Origin of the sequence: Shewanella sp. YQ_9, assembly GCF_043103185.1 — a bacterium.
GTDB classification, from domain to species: Bacteria; Pseudomonadota; Gammaproteobacteria; order Enterobacterales; family Shewanellaceae; genus Shewanella; species Shewanella algae.
Genome location: NZ_JBICJO010000039.1, coordinates 132,830 through 144,411, shown reverse-complemented (window position 1 = coordinate 144,411; position 11,582 = coordinate 132,830). Strand labels below are relative to the sequence as shown.

The window sequence follows — 11,582 nt, the reverse complement described above, 5'->3', positions numbered from 1 at the left end:
TAGGTGTTGCAAGTGACACTAAGATGACAAAGCCGGGCTTGACCCGGCTTATCGGAGTGATTTTGCGGTTTGAACTCTTGCTATTTACTCTGCTGTTTAAATTTTTGCAGCGTCTGCAGCAAGACCGCCAGTTTCGGCAGCAGCGCCTCCAACTGTTCCGGGGGGGGCGCCGTTTCGGCTTCAAGATCCGCTACCGCCTGTGCCAGCTCCTGTACATAAGGGAGGAAGCGATTACTGCATGTGGTAAAGCCTTGCTCTTGGGTGAATACGGCAGAAAACTTTCCATGGCCAGCCTGTTGCAGCTGATCCAGACGGTTATCGGCATCGACAGCCTGACGGTAAGCGGTCTGCAGATTGGCTTTCAGTTGCTCAATGACCTTGGTGTATGGCATAACAGCCTCTAACTGGTGAACTTTGGCTGAAATTATAAGGAACAGGGATGCGCGCAACAAGTCGACTGCTGTGGATCTTCTTCGGATGTGGCTTGCTTTTAAGCGGTATGGCCCAAGCAAGAGATGGCGACAAGCCGCCTTTCCATCAGTTGGAGTTTGCCGGTAAGACGGCTTTTCTCATGGGCTCAGTGCATGTCGGCAAGGCCGACTTCTACCCACTGCCAAACCAGATAGAGCAGGCCTATCGCCACGCCGGTGCTCTGGTGCTGGAAGCCGATGTCCGCGATCCTGCGGCGCAGCAGTTGCTGCAAAAGTATGGCTTGAAGGCCGCAACACCTGATGAGGAAACCCAGACGCTGCTGCAGGGATACTGTGGCGGCAAGCCTTTGTGCCGGCAATTGGCGATGATGTCCCCCTGGTTGCAGTCGGTACAGATCAGTATGCAGCGCTTCGTAGAGCTGGGTTATCAACCCAGTCTGGGTGTTGAGCAGTATCTGTTGGATGGGGTCGGTGATAGACCCGTGCTGGAGCTGGAAAGTACAGAAATGCAGTTGGCACTGCTGGACTCGCTGGCGCTGGAGCACCAGTGGAGTATGGTGCGGGAGAGCATTCGCGGTGAAGATCGGGAGATCCAAGCGCTGATCACGGCTTGGCGTAGCGGTAATGAAAAAGCGTTGGCCGAGTTGATGTTGCATCAGCTGTCCACCGAAGGTGAAGACGTATTGCTGGAAAAACTGCTGTGGCAACGTAACCAAGGCATGGCTGAGCGCCTGCTGAGTCTGATGGGTTCCAATCAGGCGCCACTATTTGTGGCCGTCGGTGCCGGGCATCTGGCCGGTAAAAAGAGCTTACTCGAGTATTTGCATAAAGCCGGAGTCAGCAGCCGTAACTGCTGGCGGCAAAGCTGTGATATACCGCCCGGCGAGGCAAACTGAGGCGCTGAGGTCTATACTTGCTGTGCTTGGACACAGGGAGTTGAGATGCAAGGCATTAGCGATGCGTACAAGGGGTTTGAAGGAACAGTTCGTCAGTGGGATGAACGTTTTGGCAAGGTGGTTGCCAGGGTCGATCCCGGCGATTTTTATATTACAGGTGCCGATGAGTACATTTTTACCCGCTTGGGGTCTTGTGTGGCGGCTTGTATCTGGGACCCCGTACTCGGCATAGGTGGCCTGAATCATTTTCTGTTACCCGAGCGCAAACTTCACGAAGATTGGCACCAACTGACCAGCTACAGCTGCCGCTACGGCAACTGGGCCATGGAGCAGCTGATCAATGCCATACTCTGTGTCGGTGGTCAGCGACACAGATTACAGGCCAAAGTATTCGGCGGTGCCAGAATGGGCCAAAGCAGTGTGCTGAATGTCGGCCAGTCCAACATAGATTTTGTACTACGTTATCTCGAACTCGAGCAGATCCCTGTGCAGGCGGAGGATTTGGGGGGCCCTTGGCCGCGTAAGGTGATGTTTCACCCCAACAGCGGCAAGGTCTTGCTCAAGCACATGGATCCCGAACGCCTGGCGCAGCTGGTGCCGGAAGAGAACCGTTATCTGGATCAGATAGTGGATGGCAAAGATCAACCCTCGATCGAGTTGTTCGGCCCGGATGCCTTGTGAGCAATGAAATGCACGTAGCGGCCCAGAGAAAGATAGGGCTGCTGGCGTGAGTATTTCAGCTCCATCTCCAGCAGTTGCTGGAAGTCGAAATTATCCGGCAAGCTCTTTTTAAGATAGTCATGGATGACTCTTACCCCGGATTCACACCTCAACTCCAGTTGCCACTCGTTAAACCAAGCTTGTACATCAGCTATTTGCAGCGGATGTTTCGGGCTGAGGCGGACTTTTTTGCGGGTCTGCAGATCGGCAGCCACATAGTCGAGATTGCCAGACACCAGGGCGTGAAAGCGCATCGCTTCCTTATTGAAAAACATCAGTGAAAACAGGCCGTCATCTTTCAAGAGTGACAGCAAGCCCGCTAGTGTACCCTTGGCATCATGCAACCATTCGGCAACCGCATGGCAGAGGATAAGGTCGAACTGGCCCAGTTCCGTTACGTTCAGCTCCTGAATGGCGCAGTGCAGCAGTTGAATATCCAAGGGCTCGGCCGAGGCGGCAATCTGCTCCCGGGCTTGTTCCAGCATGGCCGAGGAGATGTCGCAAAGTACGACTTCATGCCCCATGGCCGCCAGTTTTTGACTGAAAAAACCGAAACCGCCACCGGCATCCAGTACTCTGAGTTTACGGCCGGCAAAATAGGGTAACTGTTCCTGCAGATCGCGCCAGAGTACCGCGGCTCTGATCTGCCCTTTGGGGGTTCCATAGATATTGTTGGCGAACTTTTGCGCCAGCTTGTCAAAGTTCTGATCTTGCACTTTGGAGGGTTCTGAATGACTTGAAGGCATATAGTGTCTCATAAGCCGCAGCCCTTGGCATCAGGCCCAAGCGCTTATGGCGGACAGATCGCAAAATCATAGATAGCTCCGAAAACGGCAGGGATGAGGTATAATGCTCGGCTTGGAATACTCAAGGTGGGCTTTTTGGTTATGGAATTCAGTGTCGAACTGCGAACAATGCCTTCGTTGTTTTCGCTGTATCGCAAGATTTTTTTCGGGCGAAAGCCTGGCTGGGACAACCAGCCTTTACCTCGTATCAGCGTTAATACTCCCGGCGTGGCTTTGGAGCCCGGCAAGGTGGCCGACTACGCCCAGGTGTGTGGCTTCGAGTTTGATGGCAAAACTCTGCCGCCTACCTATCTGTATGTGATGGCCTTCAAGTTGCATGCGGTGATCTTTACCCATGACGCCATCACTTTTCCTCTACTGGGAATGATCCACCTGCGTAACCGTATCAGTCAGTTTCGCAGTGTTACTGTGGATGAGCGTTTCGATATCGACTGTCGCCTCACAGACAGCCGAGAGACAGATTCCGGGCTGGAGTTTGACCTTATCTCCAGGGTGACCGTGGCCGGAGAGCTGGTGTGGGAATCCTTGTCTACTTATCTGTATCGCATAGATAAGCCGGGGCGCAGGGCAAGACCACCCAAGGCCGGGGATATTCAGTGGGAAAACCCCAGTGTCTGGGAGTTGGGTGACGACTTGGGGCGGCGTTATGCCAGAGCCTCGGGTGACTATAACCTGATCCATCTGCATCCCTTGCTTTCCAAACGTTTTGGTTTCGACCGGGTGCTGGCCCATGGCATGTGGTCCAAGGCCCGCTGCGTGGCTCAGTTGATGCCTGAGCTGGGTAATAGGCCCTGTGTCATTGATGTGGCGTTCAAGTTGCCGCTGTTTATGCCGGCCAGTGTCTGCTTCTGCGCCGAGGCCATGGAGCAGGGCTATAAGTTTGAACTCAGAGATCAGAAAGGGCGCAGGCCGCATCTTTGTGGTGAGATCTCCCTGCTCTGAGGTGTCGGGGCCTAGGTTTCCCGCCTTGGCCCCTGTTTGGCTCCATGATACCTGCGTTCGCTATTTTCCCTCCGTTCGGAAACTGCTTTTCGGCCAATTCCGGCCAGAGATTTCTTGACCCAGATTAAGGTATTGCTGAATAAAGAGGGCTCCGACTTTAGCTTGAAGCCGGAATGGCCTAGTATGCGGGTCCTTTGATCTATTTGCTTTGGCCCTTGTGGGAGTTTTACTGAATGTTGAAGGACATAGAGATCTCTAGAATGACGTCGAGGCGTCCCATTGAGCATATTGCTACTGAGTTGGGGCTGCGTCCCGGTGAATTCAGCTGTTACGGCGACCACAAGGCAAAAATCCCGCTGTCGTTGCTCGAACGGGTCTATGACTATCTGCCCGGTAAGCTGATTCTGGTGACTGCGATAACGCCTACGTCACACGGTGAAGGCAAGACGGTGACCAGCATAGGTTTGACCCAGGCCCTGCATGCGCTCGAACACAAGGTCTGCGCCTGTTTGCGCCAGCCCAGTATGGGGCCGGTCTTTGGCGTCAAGGGGGGGGCTGCCGGCGGCGGTTATGCCCAGATAGTGCCGATGGAAGAACTGAATTTGCATCTTACCGGGGACATTCACGCCATTACCAGCGCCCACAACCTGGCCGCCGCCGCGCTGGATGCCAGGCTGCATCACGAACAACGCCTCGGGGCGGCAGAGTTCAGCCGTCGCAGTGGCTTGGATGCGCTCAATATCGATCCGGAAAAGCTTTTTTGGCACAGGGTGATGGATCACAATGATCGCAGCCTGCGGCAAATTCAGGTAGGGCTGGGAAATAACAATGGCCCTGAGCATGAGTCTGGCTTTGATATCACCGCCGCCTCGGAGCTGATGGCCATTTTGGCCCTGAGTCGCGATCTTGCCGATATGCGCCGCCGTGTCGGCCAGGTGTTGCTGGCACTCGATACCTCCGGACAGGCCATCACAGCCGAGCGGCTCGGGGTTGCCGGTGCCATGTGCGCCATTTTGCGTCAGGCGCTGGAGCCGACACTGATGCAGACCCTCAACGGCGCCCCTTGTCTTATCCACACCGGGCCCTTTGCCAATATCGCCCATGGCAACTCCTCTATCATTGCCGACGAAATGGCACTGAAACTCAGCGACTATGTGGTCACGGAAGGCGGCTTTGGCTCGGATATGGGTTTTGAGAAGTTCTGCAATATCAAGGCGCCGATTTCCGGGCGTCAGCCAGATTGCACCGTCTTGGTGGCGACCTTGAGAGCGCTTAAGAGTAATGCCGGGCTCAAGGGGGAGGCAGTAAGCCAGCCTAACCAACAGGCACTGGAACAGGGCTTTGCCAACCTGGCCTGGCACCTGGCCAATGTGCGCCGCTACGGCACACCTGTGGTGGTGGCCGTCAACCGTTTCCCCGAAGATACCGAGCAGGAGCTTGAGTGGCTGAGGCAGGCCTGCCTCGCCGAGGGCGCCGATGCTTGTGAACTCAGTGAGGCCTTTGCACTAGGTGCCGATGGCGCCAAGGCCCTGGCCGAGTCGGTATTGGCGGCCATAGGCAAGGGCGATGGCTTCAAGCCTCTCTATGACCCTTCGCTTGGACTCGAGGCCAGTCTGGCAACCTTGGCCGAGCTTGGTTATGGTGCGGCCGGGGTAGAGTTGTCGGCCAAGGCCCGTGAGCAACTGGCAGAGATCCGGCGTCTTGGCGCAGACAAGCTGCCTGTGTGTATGGCCAAGACGCCTATGTCTATCAGCCACGATCCCAAACTCAAGGGGGCACCCAGCGGTTTTACCCTGCCAATCACTGAGCTTAGGCTTAACGCCGGAGCCGGTTTTGTCACCGCTTTGGTGGGCAAGGTGATGACCATGCCTGGGCTGGGTTTGAACCCAGGCTACCTGCATATCGATATCAATGAGCAGGGTGAAGTGATGGGGCTTTAACTCGATAACAACCAAGGGCGCAGATGCGCCCTTGGTTGTATTGGATCCTGCCGCGCCGATTTAACCGCGATAGAAGTGTACGTCCCGCTGCGGGAATGGAATACTGATCCCTTCCTCGTCGAAACGCATCTTCACCGCCCGGGTAATGTCCCAGTAAACTTCCCAATAGTCTTCCGGCCTGACCCAGGGGCGCACCACAAAGTCCACCGAGGATTCGCCCAATAAGTGCAGTTTAACCGTAGGCTCAGGGTGCTTAAGTACTTTGGGATGCTCTTGCACCAGTTGCTCCAGCACGGCTTCGGCCTGTTCAATATTATCGCTGTAGCTGATGCCGAAGGTCATATCTACCCGTCTGTGATGCTCGGCGGTGATATTGTTGATGGTATCGCCCCAAATTTTGTTGTTGGGAATGATCAGCCGCTGGTTGTCCAGTGTCTTGATGGTGGTAGATACCAGGCTCATATGGCTGACTCTGCCTGTGACTCCAGCTGCATGGATCAGATCTCCCACATCGAAGGGACGATAGATAAGGATCATCATCCCTGAGGCGAAGTTGGACAGGGTATCCTGCAGCGCAAAACCGATAATTACCCCGGCAATACCGAAACCGGCCAGTAGTGGGCCGAGTTCGAATCCAAGCTGTGACAAGGCTATCAGCAGCCCTAGGGTGAAAATAATCTTGCCGGAAAGCGAGGTGAAGAAGTCTTGCAGCAGCTTGCTGAACTTGAGTTTGGAGTTACTGACCGCCTTGGCGACGATTCGCTTGGTTAATTTGGCCAGCAAGACGGTAAGTAGCAAGATAAACAAGAAGATAAATATCTTGAACAGTATATCCGGCCCACCTTCAATCAACTGCGCCTTGGCGATATCAAACCACTGTCCGGCCAGACTGGAGACGATATCGATATTGAGGACGTCCTGGGTGATATCTCCGGAAATGGCAAACAGGGTCTTTTTCAGATCGCTGGTATCTACATCCAACTTATCCAGCATGCCTATCACTGCACTCAGGCTGCTGCTGTTGTTTTCCAACCGCTCTTTCAGCAGGGTCAAGGTCTTGCTCTGCTCGCTGCTGACATCTTTGCCCGCCAGCGCATTTTCGGCCATTTGCACGCCCAACTGCTGCTGGTTGTAGCTCACCAGACTTTCGAGCAACTCGGCTCTGACGATAAGACGTTGCTTGAGTGATTCTTTCGCCTGGCTGACATCCTGTCCCAGTTGCTCTGACCAGTTGAGCAGTTCCAGCAAGCCTTTTTGAATTTCATCCTTTTCCAGGCTGCGGCGGGAGATCTCAAGCATCAGCTGTTGATCTTCCCCTTTGCCGAGCTTGCCCTGCAGCGACATTATCTCCTTGTCGAGATATTGCACCATCTCCTGCAGGAGTTGCCGCTGCGCTTGCAGATGCGGCAAAACATTCACCTTGGCATTCTGTTCTGCGCTCTTGTCGCCAATGGCATCTATGCTCTCTTTGAGTTTATTTCTTTGTGCCAGAGTTAGCGCCTTGATCCTAAACTCAGTCACCGCCTTGAGTTCGCCCTTGGCACTGCGAAGCTGTTGGATATTTTGTCTTATGGTTTGCTGCATCAAAGTGAGCTGCTCGGTAGCGAGCGGTTCGGGTTCAGATGCGAAAGATTGCCAGGAAAGAGATAAACACAACACGAGCAAGAGAGTTCTAACCATGTTTTTGTCCGATTTTTATCTGTATTTTTGAAGTGTTGGAGTCAATAAATATGACACGAAATGTCCCATGACGCCCAAAAAGCTCGCGGATTTGTGGTTTTTCACTCATGGGAGATATAAGGCGGACGCCAGCTTTGCTAGAATAGCGCCCCTTTGTTGAGCTCGCCGGAGAACGCTCGAGTGCTATGTTCCAATTGCAATAAAACCTTTAATGTTTCTCAGATAGCCCGGCAGCGGGGCAGTGGCTTTTCCGCGCAGATCCAGTGTCCTCATTGTGAAGCTTGGCTTGGGAAGACGCCTTGGTTATTGAAATTGAAACTGGTGGGTTTTTATCTGGGGGCGGCTGCGGCTATCTGTGCCTGGTTGGTTCCAGAGACCAGACACTTCGGGATACCTGTCGCAATCCTTGGGCTGATCGTCTTGCTGATCAGCCACCTGATGGATCATCTGCACACGGTTGAAGCGCCGGTTAAAGTTGAAGAGGATGATTCGGCGCAGCGGCAGAAGTATCGCTGAGGGCTCAGTCTACCACCTGTACCTGATTGGCCAGGGAGGTTTCTACGTAATAGATGCCGCCCAAAATGGCGCCGCAAAACAGAATGGCAAACAGGATAATCCCCAGGTTATTTTTGAGAAATGCCAACATAGCTTTTCCTTTGGTTAGGCTGCTCCCACGGGCGGGCCCGCGCGAGCACAAAGAGTATAGGGTAAACCTTAACCGGCAGAGCTTAAGCAGAACTTAATCTCAGCCAGGCCTGTAAGCTGTAATTAGCGCCGAAACCTTGGCACCGTTACATATCTTGTAACTTTTAGTTTCAGCTTCGCCTTGTTAACCTTGTTGCAACCTCGGGGTAGACTGGCTTACACTAGCGCCGGATCTATCTGGGGGATGTTAGGTTTGGATATCGCTGTTCGTACAAGAAGCACTATTGCCATATGGCTTGCCGCCATACTGGTGCTCTTGTCTGTGGCTGCATCGGCCCACAGCATTTCCCATCTCGAAGAGGGTCACAAGACCCACTGTACCCTCTGTTTCCATCAGCATCAGCTGAACAAGCTCATGCCCGGCACCGGGCTGCATCTGGATGCTGTCAAACAATCCTATATCAGAGTCAGTTTTACGGCTCCTTCCTGGCAGGCGACCCACGTTCGCCTGTTTAACAGTCGTGCTCCACCTGTAACAGCCTGAATTTAAAGAGACATCTATTTAAATTTTGCTATCGACCGCATGGAATTGCGGTGCGATGACTGCTGTATTTCAGGAGCTAAAATGACTGTTTTTTCAACTCGTATTTCGCCTCTGGCCTTGGCCTGTGGCTTGGTTTCCACCTGTGCAATGGCCCAGGACCCTACGCTGACCAATCCGGCGATCAGTGCGGTTTTGGATGGCTATTATCAAACGGCGGATCGTCCCATGGCCGAGCGTCAGGAAGGTTTTGGTCTGGGGGAAACCGAACTGGCGCTCAGCGCCAATATTGACGATATGTTTTACGGCAAACTCACCACCACCATAGAAAACCATGATGGTGATACCGAAGTGAATCTGGAAGAGGCTTTTATTCAGACCTTGGCGATGCCGGCAGGGTTTGCGGTGCGCGCCGGACGTTTCCTGTCTGATGTGGGCTATCTCAATAACCAACATCCTCACACAGACGCCTTTACCGACAGACCGGCGGCTTACCGTGCCTTCCTGGGCAATCATTACTTCGATGATGGTATCCGCTTGAACTATGTGGCGCCGACAGACCTTTACTGGGTAATGGGTCTGGAAGCTTTCAAGGGCGACAAGATGCGTGCCGAGGATGAACACGGCGAGCGCGAGTTCAAGGATGTGGGTGTTTATACCGCTTACACCAAGATAGGTGGCGATATAGGGACAGACAGCTCCTGGCAGTTGGGGCTGTCCTATCTGCGCAATGAAAATGGCCGCATGACCCCTTTTGAAGAGCACGCGGGTGAGGAAGAGGAGCATGATCACGGCCACGACCATGAAGGTCACAGCCATGGTGCCTCTTATACGGGTGAAAACACCTATATTGCCGACTTTGTTTATAAGTGGGCACCTAACGGCAACTACAAGTATCAGCATCTGACTGTGAGTGGTGAATATTTCCGGGTGGCAGATTTCGTTGCCGAGGCCGAGCATGAGCATCACGAGGATGAACACGCCCATGCAGAGCCGAAAGATTACCATCAGGGCTGGTATCTGAGCGGTGTCTACCAATGGAGCCCCAGCTGGTCTACCGGGATCCGCTACGGCGAGCTGGATACCCAGCAGGCCCACGACGATCATTTCCACGGTCAGAAGCTGAAAGAAACCGAAGTTAGCCTGGCTTGGCATCACAGCCACTTCTCTACCGTAAGACTGCAGTACACCAATCAGCGTGGCACTAATTTCGACGGTATCGAAGACGACAATGTTATCACTCTGCAATACGTTATGACTCTGGGGGCCCACGGTGCGCATCAATTCTAAATTTGTCGGCCTGGCCACGGCCGCTTTGACTCTGGTGGCCAGTTGGCAGGCTCAGGCCAGCCTGAATATTTTTGCCTGTGAACCTGAATATGCCGCGTTGGCCAAGAGCTTGGCGCCGGATGCGGACATCTATTCGGCCACAACCGCCTTGCAGGATCCTCACCAGGTGCAGGCTCGGCCCAGTTTAATCGCCAAGATGCGCCAGGCTGATCTGGCGGTCTGCGCCGGTGCGGATCTGGAAATCGGTTGGTTGCCTATGCTGCAGATGAAATCTTCCAACGCCAAGGTGCGCTCTACGGATCAGGGGCTGTTTTTTGCAGCCGATCAGGTTGAGACCCTGGATAAGCTGGATTCGGTCGACCGCAGCATGGGGGATGTGCACGCCAAGGGGAATCCGCATCTGCACTTTGACCCGTATCGGATGCTGGATATCGCCAAGGCGCTGAGCGCCAAGCTGGTGGCCCTGGACCCTCAAGGAAAAGCCGATTACGAGGCTGCGCTCAAGGCATTCAGCGAGCGTTGGCAGCAGGCTATTCCCAAGTGGGAAGCCGAAGCGGCATCACTCAAGGGCAAGAAGGTTATCGCCTATCACACCAGTTTCCGCTATCTGTTCAACTGGTTGGGAGTTTCTCAGGTCGCGGATCTCGAGCCCAAGCCCGGGTTGCCCCCCAGCAGTTCACACTTGGCTTCGCTGCTTGAGCGGGCAGGGCAAGGGGATGTCAGTGCCGTGGTAGTGGCATCCTATCAGGATGAACGTGGCGCCAACTGGTTGGGTGAAAGAGCCAAGTTGCCGGTATTGGTATTGCCCATGTCGGTCGGTGGTAACGCCCAGAGTCAGGATCTTTTCAGCCTGTATGACAGCGCCATCTCGCTGCTCAAGAGCGTGAATTGATTATGGACAGCGGACTGTTCAGCATACTCTTGCCGGCCTTTGCGGCCGGCCTGCTGGTGCTCTCAACCCATGTGGTATTGGGGCGTCAGGTGTTGAAGCGCGGGATCATCTTTATCGATCTGGCGATTGCCCAAGTGGCGGCTCTGGGGGCGATAGTGGCGCATCTTAACCATGATCTGGAGGATATTCCTTATTCTCATGTATGGATGCCGGCATTGTTTGCCCTGGCCGGGGCCGGAGTCATAGCCTGGTTGTCACGTAAGATGGCCTCTGAGCTGGAGGCCATGATCGGCTGCTTCTACGTGTTGGCTGCTGTGGCTGCCATGTTGCTGCTCTCCAACGACCCCCATGGTGCCGAGCTGCTCAAGCAACTGATGTCGGGGCAGATCCTTTGGGTCAACTGGCCACAACTGATCTTGCCGGCACTGGTTTATGCTCTGGTGTTGGGGCTATTGCTGTGGCGCCCATCTTTGCTCAATGGCGCCGTGTTTTATCCCCTGTTTGCCCTGGTGATAACCCTGTCGGTGGAGCTGGTGGGTGTCTATCTGGTGTTTAGCACCTTGATTCTGCCGGCACTGGCGCTGAATAAATACAGCGGCCGTTTCGCACTTGGCTGGGCCTATCTGGTCGGGGTATTGGGTTATGTCGCCGGTCTGTGGGCCTCGGCGAGTTATGACCTGCCTAGTGGGGCCGCCATAGTGGCAACTCTGGCACTGAGCGCTCTGCTGTTCCGTGTGCTGCTAGGCTTCAGCGGCCGCCGCTGAGACTGGCGAGATTGAATGCGGCCCCAGTGGCCGCA

General features: G+C 54.4%; 13 protein-coding genes. 9 read left to right on the top strand and 4 right to left on the bottom strand.

Annotated features, from left to right (window positions below; translation table 11 throughout):
- Positions 1 to 80: 80 nt before the first annotated feature.
- On the bottom strand, positions 81 to 392 hold the full coding sequence (locus tag ACF8D4_RS12685) for a prephenate dehydrogenase (protein WP_208180734.1): 312 nt from the start codon (positions 390 to 392) through the stop codon (positions 81 to 83).
- 47 nt (positions 393 to 439) lie between these two features.
- On the opposite strand from ACF8D4_RS12685, the gene ACF8D4_RS12680 reads away from it, so the two are divergent.
- Complete coding sequence (locus ACF8D4_RS12680) at positions 440 to 1,327, top strand: TraB/GumN family protein (RefSeq protein ID WP_115389319.1); 888 nt, start codon at positions 440 to 442, stop codon at positions 1,325 to 1,327.
- Positions 1,328 to 1,372: 45 nt separating this feature from the next.
- Positions 1,373 to 2,008 (top strand): chemotaxis protein CheD, encoded by a 636-nt coding sequence (locus tag ACF8D4_RS12675; RefSeq protein ID WP_025886858.1) that lies wholly within the window; start codon positions 1,373 to 1,375, stop codon positions 2,006 to 2,008.
- On the opposite strand, the gene ACF8D4_RS12670 is transcribed toward ACF8D4_RS12675, so the two are convergent.
- Entirely contained in the window at positions 1,969 to 2,763 is a 795-nt protein-coding gene (locus ACF8D4_RS12670) for a methyltransferase domain-containing protein (protein WP_044735634.1), read from the bottom strand. The genes ACF8D4_RS12675 and ACF8D4_RS12670 overlap by 40 nt on opposite strands.
- Positions 2,764 to 2,961: 198 nt before the next feature.
- Between ACF8D4_RS12670 and ACF8D4_RS12665 the strand changes: the two genes are divergently transcribed.
- Complete coding sequence (locus ACF8D4_RS12665) at positions 2,962 to 3,795, top strand: MaoC/PaaZ C-terminal domain-containing protein (RefSeq protein WP_208185198.1); 834 nt, start codon at positions 2,962 to 2,964, stop codon at positions 3,793 to 3,795.
- A gap of 233 nt (positions 3,796 to 4,028) precedes the next feature.
- On the top strand, positions 4,029 to 5,735 hold the full coding sequence (locus tag ACF8D4_RS12660) for a formate--tetrahydrofolate ligase (RefSeq protein ID WP_392465661.1): 1,707 nt from the start codon (positions 4,029 to 4,031) through the stop codon (positions 5,733 to 5,735).
- Between the two features lie 60 nt (positions 5,736 to 5,795).
- Here the strand turns inward: ACF8D4_RS12660 and ACF8D4_RS12655 are convergent, their stop codons facing one another.
- A complete protein-coding gene (locus ACF8D4_RS12655; protein ID WP_028779655.1) occupies positions 5,796 to 7,415 on the bottom strand; it encodes a mechanosensitive ion channel family protein in 1,620 nt (539 codons plus the stop codon).
- A gap of 180 nt (positions 7,416 to 7,595) precedes the next feature.
- Between ACF8D4_RS12655 and ACF8D4_RS12650 the strand changes: the two genes are divergently transcribed.
- Positions 7,596 to 7,931 carry a hypothetical protein gene (locus tag ACF8D4_RS12650; protein ID WP_025886860.1) on the top strand — a complete coding sequence of 112 codons (336 nt, stop codon included), beginning with the start codon at positions 7,596 to 7,598 and terminating at the stop codon, positions 7,929 to 7,931.
- A gap of 4 nt (positions 7,932 to 7,935) precedes the next feature.
- Here ACF8D4_RS12650 and ACF8D4_RS12645 read toward each other — a convergent pair whose 3' ends face one another.
- On the bottom strand, positions 7,936 to 8,061 hold the full coding sequence (locus ACF8D4_RS12645) for a hypothetical protein (protein WP_037436329.1): 126 nt from the start codon (positions 8,059 to 8,061) through the stop codon (positions 7,936 to 7,938).
- A gap of 252 nt (positions 8,062 to 8,313) precedes the next feature.
- On the opposite strand from ACF8D4_RS12645, the gene ACF8D4_RS12640 reads away from it, so the two are divergent.
- The 4 genes from ACF8D4_RS12640 (at position 8,314) to ACF8D4_RS12625 (ending at position 11,547) form a co-directional block, all read left to right on the top strand.
- Positions 8,314 to 8,604 (top strand): hypothetical protein, encoded by a 291-nt coding sequence (locus ACF8D4_RS12640; protein ID WP_028779657.1) that lies wholly within the window; start codon positions 8,314 to 8,316, stop codon positions 8,602 to 8,604.
- 81 nt (positions 8,605 to 8,685) lie between these two features.
- A complete protein-coding gene (locus ACF8D4_RS12635) occupies positions 8,686 to 9,891 on the top strand; it encodes a hypothetical protein (protein WP_025009327.1) in 1,206 nt (401 codons plus the stop codon).
- Positions 9,875 to 10,783 carry a metal ABC transporter solute-binding protein, Zn/Mn family gene (locus tag ACF8D4_RS12630; protein WP_025009328.1) on the top strand — a complete coding sequence of 303 codons (909 nt, stop codon included), beginning with the start codon at positions 9,875 to 9,877 and terminating at the stop codon, positions 10,781 to 10,783. Before ACF8D4_RS12635 ends, ACF8D4_RS12630 begins: the two co-directional genes overlap by 17 nt.
- 2 nt (positions 10,784 to 10,785) lie before the next feature.
- Entirely contained in the window at positions 10,786 to 11,547 is a 762-nt protein-coding gene (locus ACF8D4_RS12625) for a metal ABC transporter permease (protein ID WP_093982046.1), read from the top strand.
- The last annotated feature ends 35 nt before the right edge of the window (positions 11,548 to 11,582 follow it).

What these genes read in the sequence shown, in the direction of transcription:
- ACF8D4_RS12665 (WP_208185198.1), top strand. Translation starts at nt 2,962, where the DNA reads ATGCCTTCGTTGTTTTCGCTGTATCGCAAGATTTTTTTCGGGCGAAAG.
- ACF8D4_RS12625 (WP_093982046.1), top strand. Translation starts at nt 10,786, where the DNA reads ATGGACAGCGGACTGTTCAGCATACTCTTGCCGGCCTTTGCGGCCGGC.
- ACF8D4_RS12645 (WP_037436329.1), bottom strand. Translation starts at nt 8,061, where the DNA reads ATGTTGGCATTTCTCAAAAATAACCTGGGGATTATCCTGTTTGCCATT.
- ACF8D4_RS12680 (WP_115389319.1), top strand. Translation starts at nt 440, where the DNA reads ATGCGCGCAACAAGTCGACTGCTGTGGATCTTCTTCGGATGTGGCTTG.
- ACF8D4_RS12660 (WP_392465661.1), top strand. Translation starts at nt 4,029, where the DNA reads ATGTTGAAGGACATAGAGATCTCTAGAATGACGTCGAGGCGTCCCATT.
- ACF8D4_RS12635 (WP_025009327.1), top strand. Translation starts at nt 8,686, where the DNA reads ATGACTGTTTTTTCAACTCGTATTTCGCCTCTGGCCTTGGCCTGTGGC.
- ACF8D4_RS12675 (WP_025886858.1), top strand. Translation starts at nt 1,373, where the DNA reads ATGCAAGGCATTAGCGATGCGTACAAGGGGTTTGAAGGAACAGTTCGT.
- ACF8D4_RS12655 (WP_028779655.1), bottom strand. Translation starts at nt 7,415, where the DNA reads ATGGTTAGAACTCTCTTGCTCGTGTTGTGTTTATCTCTTTCCTGGCAA.
- ACF8D4_RS12685 (WP_208180734.1), bottom strand. Translation starts at nt 392, where the DNA reads ATGCCATACACCAAGGTCATTGAGCAACTGAAAGCCAATCTGCAGACC.